Here is a 19,674-nt window from a genome sequence, read left to right as displayed (position 1 = left end):
TTTCATACGTATACGCACGAAATTAGCGGCTGAGCATCATGATCGCAAGAATTTTTTTCTGTCCGGTGATTGGGATGAGCCGGCACAGGTGGCTGGAAAAAATCGACCGTGGCCTCCGTTTGAGAGCACCGACTGATCGTATTCGTCGAGACGAAGATTGCGTCAAAGAACTCGGGGCGGCAGACTGGCTATTGAGTTTTTCACCAGCAAGCTAAGGCGAGTGACGATTGGGGCGGGCTACTCTGGAACAGCCCTGAATGTCTGCTTTGGCCGCAGAGAGTTATGGAACAACAAGATGATGGATCAGATTTTTCCCCATCGTGGTTGCCAGATTCGAGAGGGCAGTCCCGAGAAACCGGAATCAATTTTCGGAAGGTTATGGCTGGTGCTGGCTGGCTTCGCCTGTTTGACAGCTGCTCCAGTTCTGGGGGCTGATCCACAAGCTGCCAGCCGGCCCAATTTTGTCTTTGCTTTCGCCGATGATTGGGGCCGGATTGCGTCGATTTATCAGGAAACTGGTCAAGGGAAAGATCCCATTGCGCTGCATCAATTTGTCAAAACACCAGCGTTTGACGAAGTGGCTCGAAATGGTGTGCTCTTTACGCATGCCTTTGTGAATGCCCCTTCGTGTACTCCTTGCCGGAGTTCGTTGCTTTCTGGACAGCATTTCTGGCGAACGGGAATGGGTGCCATTCTGGTGGGTGCTCAGTGGGATGATGCCATCCCTGCCTGGCCGCTGCTGTTGAACGAAGCGGGCTATCATATTGGAAAATCGTACAAAGTCTGGAGTCCGGGGACTCCGGCCGATGCTCCATATGGAGGACGCCGCTTCGCTTATGAACAGCGTGGGCGGAGAATCAACAATTTCTCTGAAACAGCCACCAAACTGGTGAGTGAGGGTTCTACCATCGAAGCGGCCCGCGAGGAGTTGCTGGCGGAAACTTCGGGGAACTTCGACGATTTTCTCAAAGCCCGGCCGGAAGGTCGGCCCTTCTGTTACTGGTATGGCCCGACCAATGTCCACAGGCTCTGGGTGCGTGGCTCGGGCCAAGCTCTGTGGGGGATCAACCCTGATTCTCTCAAGGGGCAACTCCCTCCATTTTTCCCGGATGTTCCCGAAGTTCGTGAGGATGTAGCCGACTATCTGGGTGAGATCGAGGCCTTCGATGCCCAGGTGGCAGTCTTGATTCAGCAACTCAAGGATAAGGGGCTGTGGGAAAATACCGTCTTCATTATCAGCGGCGATCACGGCCCCCCCGGCTTTCCCTATGGAAAGTGCAACCTCTACGATTTTGGTACGCGGGTTCCTCTGGCGATGTGCGGCCCTGGTATCAAAAGGTTGGCCTTGGCAAAGCCAGATGCAACTGCTGAACCGAGAGTTGTTCACGATCTGGTTTCACTCCCGGATCTGGCACCTACGATTTTGCAGATGGCGGGTGTCCCTGTCCCTGAAGTGATGACTGCCAAAAGTCTGCTCCCCATTCTGCAGTCGGATGCTGCCGGGCATGTTGATCCTCGGCGGTCGCATGTGCTGATTGGTCGTGAGCGGCATGTGCAGAATGCCCGTGCGGGACGATTGCCTTATCCGCAAAGAGCAATACGCACGCCGGAGCATCTACTGGTAGTAAACTATCATCCCGAGCGTTCACCCATGGGCGATGGCGCACCGACTCCACCAGCAGGATGGGATTTCAATGTTCTGGCCGAAAACACACGCGCGACGTTTGCGGATATGGATGCGGGGATTACGAAAGCGTGGATCGTGATGAATCCCTCTTCGGCAGGTCTGGCTTATACTCTTTCGTTTAACCAGCGGCCAGAAGTCGAACTTTACGACTTGAAAAACGATCCGCATCAGATGGTAAATCTGGCCATCGGTGCCAGTGCAGAGGATCCTCAAGTGAAGGCGACCATTCGAGAGTTGCGAGAACGCATGGAGCAGGAATTGATTTCGACCGGTGATCCACGTCTGACGGGGACGAAAGACAAGTTTGATAAGCCGCCATTTACGAATGAAGGTCGCTAAAGACGATATAGATTTTCTATCGGTGAGATTGTCGGAGTGTTGAAATCCAGGAGAGAGTCATGAGTGAGCCTGTCCGACAGCGTCCTTTGCAATCGGCAGGTTTTGTCATGCTGGCGATTGCTGCGACCGACTTTATCATCAAACTGATCGAATACATGGCGGGAGATACACCGCTCTGGAAGATGATGCTCGGAGCCGGGATTGCGGTGCTGCTGGTTGATCTTGTGGCTTACGATCGATCGTCTGTGGGAGCCAACCTGCGCTTTGCCACTCAATGGCTCTGGCAAGGGCTGAGGCAAGGCTTTACGACAATCTGGCAAACCATCTCGCCACTCTTCCGCAGGACACCACCCGGCACGAATGGCTGACAGGAGTTAGCAAGAGCTACTTGCAACGCCACCAGAGATCTTCTTCGAGTTGATGTTTCTGGCAATACTCGACGATTTCGGCACGGAAACGTCGCGCATCCTGCGGATAACCTTGAGTGGGTTTAATCTTTGGGAGTTGCTGCAACCACCAGTGATTAAAAGCGTGCATACAGCATTCGCGTAGATACTTACATACCAGAGAAGCTGCTGCGACTGGTAGATAGCTTTCACTACGGGGGGCAAACGACGCAAAAATATTTTCTGCCAGATAGTAGCGACCTTCACCGGTGGCAGGCAAAGTCTTCCACCAGGCATCTGGAAAGTAATTGGCTAATAGAGCCTCGTAGTTTTTGCGGCCACCATGCTGATCACTCAGCAGAAGGATCGGCGCAGCGGGATCGTTCGCCAGTATTTCTTGAACAGCTTTTTGCATTAATTCGAAGGCGATTTCTGAGACTGCGGTTGATTTATTGCCTGTACTCTTCACTCGATAGTTGAATTCCGGAGTAAAGACGACTCGGGAATGAATCGCTGTCAACTCGATCTGTGCCTCGCAGCAGACATTGAGCCAATTCGAGATGGCACTTTCCTGAACTGAAGTCAGCTGTTGACCTGGTAATGGAATGGCCTTCAAGTCAGCAAACCAGGGTTCGATGATTTCGCTTGTTTGATGTTTTGCGGGCGACGATTGTTCGACCAGATCAACCAGCTCTCCGATATTGGCCGGAAGGCTTTTGCAGGAAGAATCAGCGCCGGCATGCCACACATGCAGCAGCCCATTGACAGATGCGGCCAGTGAGTCGAGGCCGCGTGATGTCGAGTAGACGGCTTTGGAATCGGCAATGTGCAGGCGTGTCTCCTCACGCGAAGTCGTCTGGGTGATGGCGCTACTTTGGCTTTCCCAGAATGTGTTCGATGCGGCATTCAGACACTGAGGAATTTGACCTTGAGTTGAGGAAGGCCACCAGGCAAGGGGGGTTTCCCAGACCGTGGCGGTAATCACGAGCGGTCCCAGGTTCGGTCCCAGCCCCGCTTCATCCAGGCCAATCCAGCGCAGTTTTCGTTGTTCTAAGCCTGACAGTTTGTTTCCGATCTGCAGAAAGTTCATCAATGATCCCAGGATCCAGGTCAGCGAAAAACAAGGAAATCAGTGGTGCTTGTTACGAGTTGATTCTCGGTGCTGATGAAAGGTTGGTATGTCACAGGGCCGTTGCTCTGCACTTCTCCAGATGGTGAAGATCCAGATGGTGAAGACCTTCTCGAGAGAGAGGTATCGGCGGACAAAAGTCGTTATCATCCGTTCCACCGAGTTTATCAAGTTGCCTATGATCCGCAGGGGATGGATTTGCGTTTCCATGCAAAAGCCCCTTCGAAAGCTTTCGTTTCATGACAAATTTAATCCAACTCATTGATCAGCAGACGGGTGCCAAGGCCACCATTCTTCCCGACCTGGGGTTCAACTGCTTCCAATTCACAGCCGTGATTGACGGGCAGCCGGTGGAAGTGCTGGATGCACCGGCAGATTTTGCCTTGGGGACTGCGAAACCTTCCAGCGGTGGGATTCCGATCCTTTTTCCATTCCCGAATCGAATTCGCAGTGGTCACTTCCGCTGGGCAGGCCAGGATTATCAGCTCCCTCTGAACTCGCAGGGAAAGAATGCCATCCACGGATTTGTTTACGACCGTCCTTGGCGTGTGACGGCTCATGGGAATGATTTTGTGACCGGCGAATTCCAGTTAAGTGTCGATGCTCCTGATCGCATGAGCCTCTGGCCGGGTGATTTCCTGCTGTGCGTCGATTACGAACTCATTCATAACCGGCTGCGTGCGAATTTCCGGATTACCAATGTTGGTTCCAGACCCATCCCGTGGGGCTTGGGAACGCATCCTTACTTTCGCCTGCCACTTTCTGCCCGGGGTCGGTGGGAAGACTGCGTGATTGAACTCCCTGTCACTCAGCAGTTTGAACTGGTGGAGAGTCTGCCCACAGGGAAGATCGACGCCATTCAGAACGAGCTGGACTTCCAAAGTGGTGAATATGTCTCGACTTTGAAGCTCGACGACATTTTCACTTCGCTCGATTATGACGGCCCGCAGTTCGATATGACGCTCATTGACGAAGCTGCCGGCCTGCAAGTGGTGCAGACCTGCCCACCGATCTTTCGCGATGTGGTGGTCTATACTCCAGCAGGGCGACCTTCAATCTGTATAGAACCTTATACCTGCCCCACTGATGCCATTAATCTGGAGAGTCAGGGGTTATCAGCCGGTCTACGAGTTCTGGCTCCAGATGCTGAATTTCATACATGGGTTGATATCAGCGTCTCCAAAGTGATTGCTTAAGGGGTTTTTGACAGGTTGCGAAAACTCTGAATTTCAGTGAGCTTTTCATACCAGATGACCAGTTGCTGTGACAAAGACGGCCACATGAAATACACCCGCAGTGTGCTGATCGTTGAAGACGAAGAGATCATCCGGACATCGCTGCTGGAGTTTCTGACGGATGAAGGCTATCAGGCCATGGCGGCCCCCAATGTGGCCACGGCTTTGAAGCTGGCTCGAGAACGTGAGTTTCAAGTTGCGGTCTGTGATGTTCAGCTCCCGGATGGTGATGGTCTGGCGCTGCTCCGCAAGCTGCAGCAGATTACGCCCGGAGTTTCCGGCTTGATCATCACGGCCTACGCCACAGTCGAGAATGCGGTCGAAGCGTTTAAGTCCGGGGCTTTTGATTATCTCGTCAAGCCGGTGATCTTCGATGATCTCGCCAATAAGCTGGCCAGACTGTTTCAATACCGCGATCTGTATCTCGAAAACCAGATCCTAAGGCGCGAGTTAGCCCGCCGGGATGATGGCGATGAGATTGTCGGTTCCAGCACGATTCTGCGCGAAGTTCAGGATTCTGCCCGAAAAGTGGCTTTAGCCAATGCCAATGTGCTGCTGGTGGGTGAATCCGGTACCGGGAAAGAACTATTTGCCCGCATGATCCATAAGTGGGGGCCCAAAAAAGACGAGCGGTTTCTGGCGATTCATTGCGGTATGCGCCCGATTGAAATGCTTGAGAGCCAGCTCTTTGGAGCAGCGGCGGGAACAATTCCAGGGAGTGGTGAACAATCGGGAGCGTTTCGGTCTGCGGAGAGCGGCACTGTCTACCTGGATGAAATCACTCTGCTGCCACTAGCCATGCAGGCCAAACTCGTGCGAGCTATGGAATACAGTGAGGTACTCCCGTTAGGAAGCGCTGATGCCGCCAAAATTCACTGCCGTATCATCGCGTCGTCGTCGCGCGACCTGGCACAGGAGATTGCTGAAGGACGCTTTCAGGACGATCTGTTCTACCGGCTGGACGGAGTGAAGTTGCTTATTCCTCCACTTCGAGACCGGCTCGACGATATCCCGGAACTGGTCGATTTTTTTATCGCCCGCCACAGCAAAGTGATGAATCGCCGCGTGACCAGTGCCACCAGTGAAACGATCCGCCTGTTGCTGACTGCGAACTGGAAAGGGAATGTCCGGCAGCTCGATAATGCCATTCAACGGGCGGTTATGCTCTGTGATTCAACGCAGATTACGCCCAAAGACCTGCCACCAGATCTCGTGGGAATCTCTCAACCACTGCCTGATACCGATGATCTGCGAACAGCGATTCGTCACTACGAGAAGATGCATATTCTTCGAGTTCTAAAGCTTTGCCCCGACAAACGAGAAGCGGCAAAACGACTCAAACTGGGCCTGTCGAGCCTCTACCGAAAGATCGAAGAACTCGGGATTGATCTGTAACCAATCTCAGGACTTCACTTCGTCAAGTGGGGAGTTGATTCTCAAAGGATGTGTGGGTCGGGACAAATTCTTCGACATGATGACCTCTTGACTTATGATTCATAGAGCAAATTGATGAAGTGTATGAGAACAGCCCGCGACATGAGCTCATGTCGCGGGCTGTCGTTACTGAACACCATAAATCGGCCGGTTCAAGAGTTTTGCGGATGGACATGTGCGGGGCGTCCTCCACAGAACTTAAGCCGGCTGAAGATGTGTGAGCACATCCTTCAATCGGTTACGAGCTGTGTGGAGCCTGCGCTTGATAGTGCCGACCGGACTCTGGAACTGCTGGCTCATTTCGATCAGTGATTGACCTTCAAAGTAAAAGGCCAACAACGTGGCTCGATCCAATGCCCGCAGCTTTCGCAGCCCAGCCTTCACCTCTCCCGCCGCTTCACCCTTCAAAACATGCTCCAGCGGAGACCGACCTTCGCCCCGGATGTTTCCGAAGATTTCGGGGCTGCTGATCGTTTCCTTCGGGCGACGGACTACCCGGTTGATGGCCATCCGCACGGTGATTCGCCGCAACCAGCCGGCAAACCGTTCTGGTTCCCGCAACTGAGGCAGCTTCCGCATGGCCTGAACCAGGACATCCTGTGTCAGCTCGGCAGCTTCAGTCCGATTTCGCAATCGCCGCAAAGCAATCGCGAAAATCGTCGATTCGAACTGCCGGGCGAGCACACCGAAAGCCTGCCGGTCACCTGATTGAGCCAATTCCACTAACTGCAACAATTCCAATTCATCAACCATATTTATTCGATCCCAACCTGCATTCACCCTCGGGCATAAAGGCCACCGTGGCTCAGGCAGATATCACTGTTCTGCTGTTTTGATGCGGTCGAGACAAAGCCATGGGACTGATCGCGAGGAGGGGACATCTGCCGAGTTCACTCGTAGAACGCCATCCGCTGAGCAGGAGGTGCTTTGCCTGACGATGCCGCCAGAAAACAAGCAGGAAATTCAGGAAGTCATTTGCAGATCCCCAGGGAAACAACCCTGTGAGAAATGCCCAATGTGGTCAAAAGGAGGTTTTCCATTTGCCACTCCCTGCATCGAGAACCTTTACGGCTGATGAAGCGAAAGCTTCAGATCAACCGCAGGGGAACTCGATTCAGTCATCCGTTGCGGATCGGCCTGCGACGAAGGAACTCTGCTTGAGTTGACCTGTGATAAAGACTTCGCCAGCCAAACTGGAGAAATCTTCCGTTGCAGACGACCGCTGTGCTTGAACTGGCAATTAGCCAGCACAAACAGGCTGCAGGCCAAAACCGGTGCTTATTGCACCGAAAGCCTGCCATCTGCCGCCTGAAAGCCAATTCAGCCAAAAGCTGACTGGCATCATCCAGACGGAGACTTGCGGATCACTGACGCAGCACAAGTCGTTTCCTTGCCCCGGCTGTACAACCTGTACCTGACGTACTACGACCTCGCTGGGTCGATAACTACGCAGATAACAGGGTGATTCATTCACCGTGGAAAACGACTCTTCGTGATGGGGTGATCGTTTCGACATCTTGAGTAACGAATTATCAAGACGTGTCGATCCACGATGACCCAGAGCGGCGGCGGCGACTGTCGCAATGTTTGCGGCGACAATGGTCGTGGTGTTTGCAATAGCAATGCCGTTGAACTGGTTCATCGTTAAACCCCCTGCGGACTTGCCGCAGCTTCCTTTTTGGAATCGAACTGTAAAGCTGTTTCGGTTCTTTCCTGATCACTCAATCATGTGTGGTGGGTGCCACTCGGCAAGCCCATCAAGAAACACACTCGTTAACCTTAGGCTTTCACAAAGCCCAATGAATACTGGCGATCTGTACAGAAAACATCAAGAGATGTTTCAACAATCCCAGTGATTACGAATGCATTATCGCCACGCAGACTATGACGCAATCATGGCTGTTGAGGTTCGCACGGAAAACTCGAAAAAATGGAAATTTTCCAAAAACGCCCGGATTCAACATTCTCAGGCCGATTGTGAAAGAGCTTGCGATTGTTGAACCTGTGGTGGTGTCAGACTTTAGCGCAAGCCTGAGAAAATCTCAAAAAAAATCTGGAAAAAAGACTAAAGCGTCAAAGTTTGCCCAATCATCATGCCGATAACCTGATTGTGGGGTGCAATGCCTCACAGGGAGATTGACCTGCAGATCTCCTGTCTTGCCTGTTTTCACAAATCCCGCCTCGAACCCCTCCGCAACTGCATCTCACAAGGACATGACATGAAGTCGCTACTTTCCCTTGGAATGGCTGCAATGGCCATTATGTTTGCCGCCGGCTGTTGCTGCCCGCGGCAATACGCCTGCGTGAATCCCTGCACCCCGGATCCTTGTGAAGCTGTGATTGCTGGCTGCGGACACAGCACCTGGTTCCAAAGAAAAGTTCAGCACTGGCGAGCCAAGCGTGCTGCCCGAAAATGCGGTGGCTTTGGTTTAGGTGGCAGCGATTGCTGCGGCATGGCAACTCCGACTGATGATTGCGGATGTGGTGGCGCTGGTGGCTTCCTCCTCGGCGGCGATACCGGTGGCTGTTCATCATGCGGCTCTGCCGCCAGTGTGGGCGCCAATTACATGCCGAGTGCGCCGGCAGCCAGCCAAATGGCACCCGTACCACCTGTGCCCCCAGTGACAACTCCTGCTCCGATGTCTCCGATGACCCCGATGCCAATTCCCGAATTCAATTCGAGCCAGCGAATGAGCACTCCACAAAGCCAGTTTGCACAGATGCAGCCGCAACAAGTCTCTTATGAAGAGTTTCAGCGGCTGCCAGGCGTGATCATTCAGGGGCCAACACCAGTCGGCAGCCCAATGGCGACTGTGCAGGCTTCTGGGCCCACACCTTTGCAGACAGTCAGCTTTGAAGCGGCCATGCCTCAAGCAGCACCTGTTCCAGCAACCACCGTTCAACCAACCACGATTCAGCCAGTGCAGTTCCTGCAACCAGTTCAGGCCAGACCAACAGCTCCTGGCAGTCCTGTCTGGACTCCCGCCCATTAAACCCTGGTTTAGTTCAACTCAGATGCTCACATGATCTGAAGAACTTTGTTGACTCATGAAAAAAGGCTGTCCTGCCCTCGCGGTGGAGACAGCCTTTTTTCGTTTCCAAAAGAAGAATGTATCGATGCAACTTTTGAATTGATTGAAATTCACCAGAATTCAGACCGACAGGCCAAGTCTGAACAGAAATGTGAACAATCAACTGGCCATGAGACTTGACAGCGCGATAATATGTTTACACAAGTATTTGTGCATAATATGATGTTACGATCACATGATGCAATTTTTTGAATTCATAAAAAGTACACATCTGGTGGGGTGGAGCATGCGGATTTCTTCAAAACGTATTTCATCAAGAGGGTTTACGCTGATTGAGCTACTGGTGGTGATTGCGATCATCGCCATTTTGATTGCCTTGCTATTACCAGCCGTGCAACAGGCTCGAGAGGCCGCACGCAGGACACAGTGCCGCAACAATCTTAAGCAGTTAGGTCTGGCACTGCACAATTATCACGACAATTACCTGATGTTTCCGCGGGGGAATTATCAGTCGCAGACGGGTGGCGGAACGATTCAGGATCCGAACCCTTATCGTGGCCGCAGTGCCCACATGATGATTTTGCCATACATTGATCAGGGCCCACTGTACAACACGCTGAATTTTGGATTGGCATCCGACAGTGGAGTCAATGGCCAGGCCTGCCAGCGCATTATTGCCGCGTTTTTGTGCCCCTCCGATCTGGGGACAGATAACTCGGCAATCGGTGGCGGGAACAATTATGTTGGTTCAGCAGGCCCCAGTGTCTATTGGGGCAGCCATACGACCGCGAACACCGATGCAATACAGATCGGACTGTTCAACACACGGGTGAGCGTGGCGATCCGCGATGTCACGGACGGTACCTCAAATACCGTGGCTATGAGCGAGCAGATTATTGCCAGGCCGGACAGTACTCCACTGAGCACCAATTCGAGAGCCGCAACGAAGCGTGGCGGTTCATTGGGATCGATTCCGCAGACATTTATGTCGGTCGCAGATCAGAAGACGTTCACCGATAGTTGCCTGGCGGCATCGGTGGGATATGTGGATGATTCGGGAGGCGAGGGCATCCGCTGGACGAATGGGATCGCGAACCAGACGCTGTTCAACACGATTCTGACACCGAATTCCAATCTGCCGAACTGCGTCAACGCCTGCACAACCTGCTCGGCTACAGACAATATGGGAGTCTGGGCAGCCCGCAGCCGACATACCGGCGGTGTACATGCTCTGATGGCGGATGGTGCTGTCAAGTTTGTGAGCGAGAATGTGGATAACACAACATGGCAGCGTGCAGGAGCACGGGCTGATGGAAATACCCTGGGTGAGTTTTAAGCTCTCCTGAATCAGCATTGAGGTACCATGATAGATCCTCAAGATTCGCTTTGCCCAAAGTGGGTTTTGATAGATCTGCCTTCTGTGTCGCAAATGAAACTACATGAATCGTAAGGTGAGTCAGAGATGATGTCGCGACTGCTGCAGATGGCCTTGGTTCTTTCCGTCTCTGTTTGGGTAGCCGGTTGTGGCAATGACCGCCCGGCTTTACCCGTCTATTCACTGGATGGTCTCAAGCGAGACCTGGGATCGATTGCCCAGACCGGGGACGGTGGGAGTGCGCTGGAAGGAATCAAATACTCGATCGAGAAGCTGGCCGGTGAGAAGTTCGAAGGAGCTGAAGAACTGAAGAAACAATTCAGTCGGCTGGAAAAGGCTGGCAATGCGGAGAACCGCAAGCAGATCGCTGGTGAGATGCTCAAAATTGTGGAAACGCCCAAGCCCGCCGCTTAAAGTCTGGCTGAGTTCCGCAAGTCTATCGTCAAAATGTTCGTTCCGCAGACCAGCGCTTCTAACCTGGCCCGCATGTAGACAATGAACCAAAGTTTTCATCAACCCGGTGGCCACTCTTCAAAGTGACTGCCGGGTTTTATTTTTGATGAGAGGACTGCTGAGCACACGCTGATTGTGCGATGAGGCCACCGCTGTGAGGACGAGCCTGGTTCACTGAAGATACCCAGCAATTCATTCCGTCTACTGAACGAGATCAGAACGAGTTCTATGGCCTAATACGAGCGGCGCTGGCGGCTTGAAGGTATGTTCAGCGCTTTGCGGTACTTGGTCACCGTGCGGCGGGCGAGGTTGAAGCCGTGCTTGGCGAGTTCTTCGACCAGAGCATCATCGCTCAATGGGTCATCTTTGTTCTCACCATCAACAATCTCTTTGAGTTTAAGGCGGATGATGTGCCAGGCAACCTCTTCCCCTTCGGCCGTTGTCGTACCGCCTCCAAAGAACCTTTTGAGTGGAAACAGTCCCCGTGGTGTCTGGATCCACTTGTCATCGACAGCACGCGAGACGGTCGTGACGTGGACTTTGACGATATCCGCAATCTGCTGCATTTTGAGAGGCGAAATAAACTCCGGGCCTTTTTCGAGGAATTCGATCTGATGATCAACAATGGCCTGAGCCACGCGCTTGAGTGTGTTGTGTCGCTGTTCGATCGATTCAATCAGCCACTTGGCTGATTCCACCTTGCGTTTGATGTATTCGCGCGTGGTGGGATCGGATGCTCCCTGCCGCATCATCTCAATGTAACGCTTGCTGATCCGCAGCCTGGGCGTGTACTCATCTTCGAGGCGCACGACGTACTTGCCGTTCTCATCCTGTTCCAGATAAAGATCGGGTGAGACAGTCTGATTGGGCCGACTTTCGAACTCAGCCCCCGGGTACGGATTCAGCTTTTGAAGCTCTTTGAGGGCTTCTTTGATGAGATTCAGCGAGTACCCTGTTTTTCGTTCGATCAGTGGCAATCGGTTCTGCGCGAGGTCTTCCAGATGCTGGGTGATGAGCACTGCCAGTACATCTCGAAAAGGGGTGTCTTCGTTGAGTTGTAAGAGCAGGCACTCTTTGGCGTCGCGGGCACCGACACCTGCGGGTTCGAGCTTTTGAATGAGGCTCAATGCCTGCTGGGCATCTTCGAGGCGAACGTGCCGACCATAGAGCTGAATCAGATCGTTGAGCGGACTCTGCAGCCTGCCGTGATGATCGAGGTTCTGAATCAGAAATTCGCCAAAATCGCGAATTTCTCGCGGAACTGTGAAGTAACTGAACTGATCGAGGAGGTGGTCGTGAAGTGACTGCGGCTTTTCGGTGATATTCGCAATCATGTCGTGAGCGCGATCACCAGCTTCATCGATCCGATTCGAAGAGGGCTTACTGCCGGACGTGTAGTTGTCTTCCGGCCAGTCCTGGGAGATTTCCAGAAGCCTCTCGAAGGCGGCCTCGCCATTCGCTTCATCTTTGCCTGCCATTTCTTTGGCAGAAATGGGGGTTTCAAAGGCTTCTTCGCGGGCCAATTCCATTTCGGCGAGCTTGCCGGGAGCATCGGGTTCGTCGAGGCGCATCTCGAGACAGACGTTTTCAGCCAGTTCCTGCTCGATGCGTTCCTGCAATGCCAGTACCGGCAGTTGCAGGATCTCCATCGATTGGATCATGCGCGGAGCCAGCCGCATTTGCTGGCTCATCTTCATATGTTGACCGAGATTAAGCTGCATAAGTGATCCCGGTGGAAAAATCAGCAAATCAGGTAAACGAAATCCGGATTGTTCACGAGCGCCAGAATTCGCTCAGATGCCGTCTATTGCACTCTTTCGGAGCGTGACTTAGAAACTACGTTAGCCAGTATAAGCAGATGCGAGGCTGTCTTCACAGAGAATGTACCCTGATTATTCAGCTTTGGCGTATGATTTGCTGTAAGTTTTGTCCCAGAGACGGAAATTCTTGACGTTGTGCCAATTCCAACGGAATTTTGCGGAATTTGTACAAGTTCAAACTGGGATTGCGCCCAGAATTCGTGACTGGAAACGCTCTATTGTGCAATGATCCAGCATGGGCCGAGAGAATTTACGAAATTCATTGAAAATCCTGCAGCGATGAGGATTCCTTAAAAGCTCTGGCGGCCCTTGAGAGCATCCGAAAGCATCTCGCGATTGGCAAATTCCAGTACACTGCCGGTGGCGATCCCGCGTGCCAGACGAGTGATTTTGACCGGTTCATCGGCCAGAAGATTCACTATGTACAGGGCGGTTCCATCCCCTTCGAGAGTGGGATTCGTGGCCATTACCAGTTCGCGAATCTTCCCGGCTTTAACACGGCGGATGAGCGTGGCGAGGTTCAAATCATCGGGGCCCACACCACTCAGTGGTGCAATGCGGCCACCGAGCACATGGTAGACGCCCCCAAAGGTTCCGGTGGCCTCCAGCGCCAGAAGGTCTCGAGGTTGCTCCACAATGCAGACCAATCCCTGATCCCGCCTTGAATCGAGGCAGATGTCGCAAGTTTCCTGCTCAGTCAGATTGTGGCAGACCGAACATCGACGAATTGTGCGGCGAACATCCAGAATGGCATGGGCAAGAGCAGCCGCTTCTTCCTCAGAGCAATCGAGAAGATGCTGTGCCAGCCGCTCCGCCGACTTCTGCCCAATCCCCGGGAGAGCCGCCAGTTGCTGAACAAGCAGACCGACATGTCGGCCATACGCATGATGATTCGGTTCAATGGCACGGGGCATGACTCTCCTTAGTCCTTACTTGAAGTTCTGCTACTGGTGCTGCTGCTGTCGATGAAGGGTTGGCTCTGTATGAATTCGACTTCTGGGGCTCACTTATGGGGAGGGAAGTTTCCCACCGAGTAATCCTTGAAGCATGGAAAGATCGCCCAATGCCGATTGTGTTTCTTTGGCAGCAGCCGCCTGTGCCTGCTTCATCGCCTCGTTGGTGGCCTCGATGGTGCAACGGGCAATATCCACTTCACGATAGCCGGGCTGAACTTCGCAATTCGTCATGTGCAGCAAGCCATTCACTTCGACCTGAACGGGGCCTGAGGTCGCCGAGAAGCGGAGATTCGCCAGGTCAGTTTGCAGACGCTGAAACTTGGCCGCCATCTCTCCCATCTGACTTCGCATTGACCACAAATTGGCAGCGAGGCCAGCCATTTGTCCAAACATTGCCGCTCTCCCGGGTCAAAATTATGAAACATGCATCGTTGTGATGAGAATTGAGGATTCCTCGATACTTAATTCTAGTCGTCGGAGCTGGAATCCGCAGTCGTGTCGGAATTCTCTTCGATCTCCACGGAGACAATCCGCTCACGCTCATGCACGCGCCAGCAATCAATGCCAAAAGCCGCTCCAATCGACTGGACGAATCTGTCCTCTGGATCTTCAACAGTGCGGCTGGCTGGCCGAATCGCTGGCGTTTCTGTCACTGAAGGATGAGGAAGAGGTTGCCGTTCCACTCTCGAATTGAGAGAAGTTTCAGGCTGAGCGACACCCCCGTTGCCATCCGCCAGCTGACCATTGGGGGAACTGGCAGGGTTATCTTTTGATGATGGAGACTCTGAATGTATGAGCGGATTGGATTCGCTGGATTCGTGGGCAGAGCCGGTCGTGAAGCGCAGACGAATGGATGTTCCCGTTGCGGTTCGCAGTTGCTGTTCGAGCTTACTCACAATGTTCGGCTGTTCGAGACACTGCTGCTCGAAGCGATGATTCGCTGAAATGACAATTTCCAGTTGGGTGGGGCCCGTGATCTGACAATGCGTGGCTCGCTGAAGGTGAATACCAGTCAAATCAGTATTTTTGGTACGCAAGTATTCTAGCAGAGTCGCTTCATTCCCCGGTTGAAAAACCAATTCAGGCTCTGCGAGCGAAGTGCTGATACTGGAGGCTTCAGCGGAAGAATCTACGGAAACGGTCGCGTCAGAACTTACTGGGACAACGGTTGCATTCGATGTGTTCGCCGTTGCGTGTTGATGGTGCTGAGGCTCAGTCTGCGATTGAAACTCAGGCTGTGATTCTTGAACGTCCGGCAAATCGCGAGATTCTGGAGAACCCTGAATGATGGCCACAGGTGGTGGCAAAACCCGTGGAGAAGAGTTCATGGGCCGGTCGGTCGCCAGGCGTCCTGAACTGGACGTGGCGGGAATTGACTTCCCTTGGAACCGGGCAATCAACTCATCGAGGCGGCTGAGATCTTCGAGGAGCGTGATACGGACAAGTGCCAGTTCGGTGAGTGCTCGCCCCCAGGTGGCGCGGGCCATCTTGATCTTGGCTTCAGCCAGAATCTGCAGGGCTGCGGAGATCGTTTTCAACCCCCAGGCTTCCGCCTGTGTTTCGACTCTCGACCGGGATGATTCAGTCGCCCCCAGGAGAGCGATGCCTTTGACTCCGGCAGCAGTCACCATCAGATCACGCAGGTAAGAAATCAATTGATCGGTCAAGGCGTCGAGCTGGACGCCATCCAGAATCGCCTGATCAAGAGCCTCCAGTGCACGGGCGGCATGACGGTCAATCAAGGCCTGTACCAGCTCGATAACCCGGTCATCGCTGGCAGTCCCCAGCAATCGATGCACATCGGCGACGGTGACATGCTGATGACCAAAAGCCAGTACCTGATCAAATAGCGACTGACTGTCGCGCATCGAACCATTGGCTCTGCGGGAAACAAGTTCAATGGCTTCATCATCAACCTGAAAGCCTTCGGTGTTGGCAATCTGCCGGAGCCGTTCGCCGATACTTTCGATGTTGACAGTACCGAAGTCGAATCGCTGGCAACGCGAAAGAATTGTATCCGGAAGCTTGTTCGGCTCAGTCGTGCAAAAGATAAACTTCACCCCTTGAGGTGGTTCTTCAAGTGTTTTGAGCAGCGCATTGAAGGCTTCCTTCGTGAGCATGTGAACTTCGTCGATGATGTAAACCTTGTAGCGGGTTCGCATCGACTTGACGTTCACATTCGCTCTCAACGTGCGGATATCGTCAATCCCCCGGTTCGAAGCTCCGTCGATTTCAGAAACATCAACATCCTGCCCGGCGGAAACCGCCCGACAGATTTCACAGGTATTGCAAGGGACAGCCTCGACAGCATTCGGACAATTGAGGGCCTTGGCGAAGATTCGCGCCATCGAGGTTTTGCCCACACCCCGGGCACCGGTAAACAAATAGGCGTGAGCGACGCGGCCTTCGAGAATGGCGTTTCGCAGCGTCTGGGCAATTCGATCCTGCCCCACAACTTCGCTGAAAGTCTGCGGGCGGAATCGACGTGCCAGAACGGTATAATTCTCAACATTCATCGGTCAATCACCACATGACAAAAGGCAGCAACTCAGTGCCAGGCTCGCAACACAGTGCCAAACCCGCAGCTCCGGGCAAGCATGTCTTTTTCTGCGGTAGGGTGCAAGGAGTTCAGATGGATTGCACCATCTTCATCTCAGATGAGCGAATTCCAGGAGAAGCCGTCAACAGACGTCATAAGAACCCGACTCTTCAGGAACAATTGAAGCACAGACCACGCAACAGTCATCAGGAATCGGATTTCAAACGAAAAAAGGGGTGGAAAGCTGCCCCCTTCTGCACCTGAAAACCTGCTGCTTAGGGCTGCTTCCTTTCGGACCTGACCCGGTTCACACGGCCTCACCACAGTCGGAGGCAGCTTCTCACCCCCCGTTGTTCCTGCATAGTTGTTATCGTCTCGTGTTCAGGATTGCAAGGAACCGGCCCGGCAGCCTGGCTGACTTTCGACTCGTAAGTCATACGGAGACTGTCTATGCGGTCGGAATGTGTTCTGACGGATGAGTTTGACCTTTGAACTGGCCCATGGATTCGATGACGCACACGAACAATTTTCAGTCGGTTTACATCCACGTTCCGTTTTGCCGACATCGCTGCGGCTATTGTGATTTTACGCTGGTGGCCGGGCGAGATGATCTTATTCCCAGGTATCTGGCTGCGCTGGAGCGGGAAATGCAGGCCCATGATCAGCCACTGGTCGTCCAGACCGTCTTTTTCGGCGGGGGAACTCCCACACATTTGCCAATTGTCGAACTGGAGCAACTTCTCAAGATGGTGACGAGACGTTTTCCACTGGCCGATGGTGGGGAATTTTCGATCGAAGCCAATCCTCTGGATATGACAGAGGAAGTGATCGACGTGTTGCACAGTGCGGGCTGCAATCGAGTCAGCCTGGGAGTGCAATCATTCCAAAATAAACATCTGCAGACACTCGAACGCGACCATCAAGGGGGAGAGATCCCCGAGATCGTGCAGCGAATTCGGGCCCGGATCCCCAATGTTTCACTGGATCTGATTTTTGGTGTGCCCGGGCAAACTCTGGTCGACTGGGAGTATGACCTGGAGCAGGCACTTGCTTGCGGCCCCACGCATCTTTCCACCTATGGACTCACCTTTGAAGAAGGGACGGCCTTCACGACCAGAAAGCGACGTGGACAACTGACCGAGATTGACGAAGCTCTCGAACGGGAGATGTACGCACTGGCCATAAAGAGGCTTCAGGAAGAAGGATTTGAGCATTACGAACTCTCGAACTTCGCCCGCCCCGGCTATCAATGTCAGCACAATCTGGCGTACTGGAATGGTTCGCCTTATGCCGCCTTTGGCCCGGGGGCAGCCAGTTATCTGCAAGGAACGCGGCGAACCAATACTCGCAGTGTGCTGGGCTACTTATCGCGGATGGAGCAGGGAGCGTCGGTGATTGCCGAAGCGGAGACTCTGGAGAAAGAGCATGCCATGCGCGAAGCTCTTTACGTGGGTTTACGCCGCTTGAGCGGCATGGATTACGCAGAATTCCAGCATCGGTTTGGTATCGATCTGCAAGAATTTGCGGCTGAGACCATTCAACGACTCGTCAGGCAAGGTCTGTTGGCAGCTGATGAAAAGAGAATTCGATTGACCAGCGAAGGAATTTTTCTGGCCAATCGAGTCATGGCCGAGTTCCTGTAGCCTTGCCTGTCTCCCGAGAGTCCACTGATGGTGCCAACTGACAGAGTACGCCTCCATGGAAAACTTTGCGGCCTAAGTAGCCCGTAGCGAATCAGGATCGTTTCTCTGGCTGCATCTTAATTGCTGCCGAGCATTTCGATTGGACGGAGGCCCACTTGCAGGGAAGAGTTCGAGAGTGACGAGTAAAGTTGTTTCTGGCAGCACGAGGAATCATTAAAGATGTTGAACTTGAGTATCGGTGCCAGGTATGGGCTCGCATTGCTGCTGGGCCTGGCAATCTTTACCCGACCGGCGGCAGCCTGCACCGGAATCACCTTAAGACCCAAAGACGGATCGATCATTTACGGCAGAACTCTTGAGTTTGGTGCCGATCTGTTGTCGAACGTGGTGATTATCCCCCGCGGCTTTGCCTATACAGGGACCACACCTGATGGAACGCCGGGCCTCAAGTGGAAAAGCAAGTACGCTTCGGTGGGGGCCAATGCATTTGGGCTTCCCGTGCTGCTGGATGGACATAACGAAAAGGGGCTCGCTTGCGGCCTCTTCTACTTTCCGGGCTATGCCAAGTATCAATCGATCAGTCAAGAAGATCTCCCTCGGACGATTGCTCCCTGGGAAGTGGGGGCCTACATACTGGGAACCTGCAGTACGATCGAAGAAGCCACCAAGGCGATTCGCAGCGTCAAGGTGGCTAATACAGTCTTGCCGCAGATGAATATGGTGCCTCCTGCCCACTACATTTTTACGGATGCTACCGGCCAGGCCATTGCCGTCGAGTACGTCGGTGGAGAGCTCAAGATTCACGATAATAAGCTCGGAGTCTTCACCAACGCTCCGACGTTCGACTGGCACGTCACGAATTTGAGTAACTATCTCAACCTGGATCCACTGGGAAAGACCTCTGTTAAGTTAGGTGAACAGCAGGTGAAATCGCTCGGCATGGGAAGCGGCATGCTGGGATTGCCTGGCGACTTCACGCCTCCTTCGCGGTTCGTGCGGGCTGTCGCCTTCTCGAAAACAGCACTTCCCGTCCAGACCAGTCGCGAAGGGGTGCTGCAACTCTTTCATCTTTTGAATCAGTTTGATATCCCCAAAGGGTCAGCAAGGTCACTCGAAAATGGTGAAGAAGTTGCAGATTACACGTTGTGGACGAGCGGAAATGATCTGACGAACAAGCGATTCTACTTCCGCACATTTGAGAACAGCGAAATCCGCATGGTGGACCTCATGAAGGGGCCGCTAGATGGAACAGAGATGGTGGTCTACTCTATGAAAGGTGAGCAGAAAATCCAGGAACTCACCGCACCCGCTCAAAAAGTTTCGAGCATCTCGCCAGCTATAGTGCCTGTTAAGATCGTTCAGAACGCCGAAACCACCCGCCGCCAGCGAATCTTCCGACGCCCAGCCAATTTGATTGCTCCGTGAGTGCTATTATGAATCAAATACCGCCTCGTTAAAGGTCGTCAGCTGCGCGTTTTCTGGATGGGTGGATGAAGTCCTGACACTATACCTGATCTCCTCGCTCGCAAAGCTCTTTGATACCGAAGCTCTTGGCTCCGCAAATACCTACTAAGTTAGAGTCCCGCATAACCTACTGGGCTGGGAGACATGCTACGCCACCAGATTTCCTGTGTTCTGCACATGGG

Annotated in this window: 16 protein-coding genes and 1 other RNA gene; 9 read left to right on the top strand and 8 right to left on the bottom strand. The window is 53.2% G+C overall.

What is annotated here, in order from left to right; translation table 11 throughout:
- Positions 1-295 precede the first annotated feature (295 nt).
- Together PLIM_RS03750 and PLIM_RS03745 are read left to right on the top strand one after the other, a co-directional pair.
- Positions 296-2,026 (top strand): sulfatase family protein, encoded by a 1,731-nt coding sequence (locus PLIM_RS03750; protein ID WP_013108984.1) that lies wholly within the window; start codon positions 296-298, stop codon positions 2,024-2,026.
- Positions 2,027-2,085: 59 nt separating this feature from the next.
- Positions 2,086-2,394, top strand: a complete 309-nt coding sequence (locus PLIM_RS03745) for a hypothetical protein (protein ID WP_013108983.1) — start codon at positions 2,086-2,088, stop codon at positions 2,392-2,394.
- Positions 2,395-2,410: 16 nt separating this feature from the next.
- Here PLIM_RS03745 and PLIM_RS03740 read toward each other — a convergent pair whose 3' ends face one another.
- Positions 2,411-3,502: a hypothetical protein gene (locus PLIM_RS03740; RefSeq protein ID WP_013108982.1), complete on the bottom strand. Its 1,092-nt coding sequence runs from the start codon at positions 3,500-3,502 to the stop codon at positions 2,411-2,413.
- Between the two features lie 278 nt (positions 3,503-3,780).
- On the opposite strand from PLIM_RS03740, the gene PLIM_RS03730 reads away from it, so the two are divergent.
- Both PLIM_RS03730 and PLIM_RS03725 read left to right on the top strand, forming a co-directional pair.
- Positions 3,781-4,737, top strand: coding sequence for an aldose 1-epimerase (locus PLIM_RS03730; RefSeq protein WP_013108980.1), 957 nt, complete (start codon positions 3,781-3,783; stop codon positions 4,735-4,737).
- A gap of 84 nt (positions 4,738-4,821) precedes the next feature.
- The gene (locus PLIM_RS03725; RefSeq protein WP_013108979.1) at positions 4,822-6,171 is read left to right on the top strand and encodes a sigma-54-dependent transcriptional regulator; all 1,350 of its coding nucleotides are present in this window, start codon (positions 4,822-4,824) and stop codon (positions 6,169-6,171) included.
- Positions 6,172-6,408: 237 nt separating this feature from the next.
- Here PLIM_RS03725 and PLIM_RS03720 read toward each other — a convergent pair whose 3' ends face one another.
- Together PLIM_RS03720 and PLIM_RS03715 are read right to left on the bottom strand one after the other, a co-directional pair.
- Positions 6,409-6,963 (bottom strand): RNA polymerase sigma factor, encoded by a 555-nt coding sequence (locus PLIM_RS03720; RefSeq protein WP_013108978.1) that lies wholly within the window; start codon positions 6,961-6,963, stop codon positions 6,409-6,411.
- Positions 6,964-7,450: 487 nt separating this feature from the next.
- On the bottom strand, positions 7,451-7,852 hold the full coding sequence (locus PLIM_RS03715) for a hypothetical protein (RefSeq protein ID WP_013108977.1): 402 nt from the start codon (positions 7,850-7,852) through the stop codon (positions 7,451-7,453).
- A 610-nt stretch (positions 7,853-8,462) separates the two neighbouring features.
- Here PLIM_RS03715 and PLIM_RS03710 point away from each other — a divergent pair.
- The 3 genes from PLIM_RS03710 (at position 8,463) to PLIM_RS03700 (ending at position 11,031) form a co-directional block, all read left to right on the top strand.
- Positions 8,463-9,203, top strand: a complete 741-nt coding sequence (locus PLIM_RS03710) for a hypothetical protein (RefSeq protein WP_041401071.1) — start codon at positions 8,463-8,465, stop codon at positions 9,201-9,203.
- Between the two features lie 325 nt (positions 9,204-9,528).
- The gene (locus PLIM_RS03705) at positions 9,529-10,578 is read left to right on the top strand and encodes a DUF1559 domain-containing protein (protein WP_041402846.1); all 1,050 of its coding nucleotides are present in this window, start codon (positions 9,529-9,531) and stop codon (positions 10,576-10,578) included.
- Positions 10,579-10,704: 126 nt separating this feature from the next.
- Positions 10,705-11,031: a hypothetical protein gene (locus PLIM_RS03700; protein WP_013108974.1), complete on the top strand. Its 327-nt coding sequence runs from the start codon at positions 10,705-10,707 to the stop codon at positions 11,029-11,031.
- Positions 11,032-11,303: 272 nt separating this feature from the next.
- On the opposite strand, the gene rpoN is transcribed toward PLIM_RS03700, so the two are convergent.
- From rpoN to ffs, 5 genes are all read right to left on the bottom strand, one after another.
- A complete protein-coding gene (gene rpoN / locus PLIM_RS03695) occupies positions 11,304-12,791 on the bottom strand; it encodes an RNA polymerase factor sigma-54 (RefSeq protein WP_013108973.1) in 1,488 nt (495 codons plus the stop codon).
- Between the two features lie 389 nt (positions 12,792-13,180).
- Positions 13,181-13,804, bottom strand: a complete 624-nt coding sequence (gene recR, locus PLIM_RS03690) for a recombination mediator RecR (protein WP_013108972.1) — start codon at positions 13,802-13,804, stop codon at positions 13,181-13,183.
- 93 nt (positions 13,805-13,897) lie between these two features.
- Positions 13,898-14,239, bottom strand: coding sequence for a YbaB/EbfC family nucleoid-associated protein (locus tag PLIM_RS03685; RefSeq protein WP_013108971.1), 342 nt, complete (start codon positions 14,237-14,239; stop codon positions 13,898-13,900).
- A 74-nt stretch (positions 14,240-14,313) separates the two neighbouring features.
- Entirely contained in the window at positions 14,314-16,362 is a 2,049-nt protein-coding gene (gene dnaX / locus PLIM_RS23575) for a DNA polymerase III subunit gamma/tau (protein WP_013108970.1), read from the bottom strand.
- A gap of 263 nt (positions 16,363-16,625) precedes the next feature.
- Positions 16,626-16,722: signal recognition particle sRNA small type (gene ffs / locus PLIM_RS23460), an RNA gene on the bottom strand.
- A 172-nt stretch (positions 16,723-16,894) separates the two neighbouring features.
- Here ffs and hemW point away from each other — a divergent pair.
- Both hemW and PLIM_RS03665 read left to right on the top strand, forming a co-directional pair.
- Positions 16,895-18,028: a radical SAM family heme chaperone HemW gene (hemW, locus tag PLIM_RS03670; RefSeq protein ID WP_041402840.1), complete on the top strand. Its 1,134-nt coding sequence runs from the start codon at positions 16,895-16,897 to the stop codon at positions 18,026-18,028.
- A gap of 219 nt (positions 18,029-18,247) precedes the next feature.
- A complete protein-coding gene (locus PLIM_RS03665; protein ID WP_013108968.1) occupies positions 18,248-19,453 on the top strand; it encodes a linear amide C-N hydrolase in 1,206 nt (401 codons plus the stop codon).
- Positions 19,454-19,674: the final 221 nt, after the last annotated feature.

The sequence above is a fragment of the Planctopirus limnophila DSM 3776 genome, assembly GCF_000092105.1.
Classification (GTDB): Bacteria; Planctomycetota; Planctomycetia; order Planctomycetales; family Planctomycetaceae; genus Planctopirus; species Planctopirus limnophila.
The sequence above is the reverse complement of the archived record's forward strand: the minus strand, read 5'-3'. Positions and strand labels throughout refer to the sequence as shown.

Excerpts from the sequence above, each read along its gene's own strand:
- PLIM_RS03750 (WP_013108984.1), top strand. The coding sequence starts at position 296 with ATGATGGATCAGATTTTTCCCCATCGTGGTTGCCAGATTCGAGAGGGC.
- PLIM_RS03745 (WP_013108983.1), top strand. The coding sequence starts at position 2,086 with ATGAGTGAGCCTGTCCGACAGCGTCCTTTGCAATCGGCAGGTTTTGTC.
- PLIM_RS03740 (WP_013108982.1), bottom strand. The coding sequence starts at position 3,502 with ATGAACTTTCTGCAGATCGGAAACAAACTGTCAGGCTTAGAACAACGA.
- PLIM_RS03730 (WP_013108980.1), top strand. The coding sequence starts at position 3,781 with ATGACAAATTTAATCCAACTCATTGATCAGCAGACGGGTGCCAAGGCC.
- PLIM_RS03725 (WP_013108979.1), top strand. The coding sequence starts at position 4,822 with ATGAAATACACCCGCAGTGTGCTGATCGTTGAAGACGAAGAGATCATC.
- PLIM_RS03720 (WP_013108978.1), bottom strand. The coding sequence starts at position 6,963 with ATGGTTGATGAATTGGAATTGTTGCAGTTAGTGGAATTGGCTCAATCA.
- PLIM_RS03715 (WP_013108977.1), bottom strand. The coding sequence starts at position 7,852 with ATGAACCAGTTCAACGGCATTGCTATTGCAAACACCACGACCATTGTC.
- PLIM_RS03710 (WP_041401071.1), top strand. The coding sequence starts at position 8,463 with ATGGCCATTATGTTTGCCGCCGGCTGTTGCTGCCCGCGGCAATACGCC.
- PLIM_RS03705 (WP_041402846.1), top strand. The coding sequence starts at position 9,529 with ATGCGGATTTCTTCAAAACGTATTTCATCAAGAGGGTTTACGCTGATT.
- PLIM_RS03700 (WP_013108974.1), top strand. The coding sequence starts at position 10,705 with ATGATGTCGCGACTGCTGCAGATGGCCTTGGTTCTTTCCGTCTCTGTT.
- rpoN (WP_013108973.1), bottom strand. The coding sequence starts at position 12,791 with ATGCAGCTTAATCTCGGTCAACATATGAAGATGAGCCAGCAAATGCGG.
- recR (WP_013108972.1), bottom strand. The coding sequence starts at position 13,804 with ATGCCCCGTGCCATTGAACCGAATCATCATGCGTATGGCCGACATGTC.
- PLIM_RS03685 (WP_013108971.1), bottom strand. The coding sequence starts at position 14,239 with ATGTTTGGACAAATGGCTGGCCTCGCTGCCAATTTGTGGTCAATGCGA.
- dnaX (WP_013108970.1), bottom strand. The coding sequence starts at position 16,362 with ATGAATGTTGAGAATTATACCGTTCTGGCACGTCGATTCCGCCCGCAG.
- hemW (WP_041402840.1), top strand. The coding sequence starts at position 16,895 with ATGACGCACACGAACAATTTTCAGTCGGTTTACATCCACGTTCCGTTT.
- PLIM_RS03665 (WP_013108968.1), top strand. The coding sequence starts at position 18,248 with ATGTTGAACTTGAGTATCGGTGCCAGGTATGGGCTCGCATTGCTGCTG.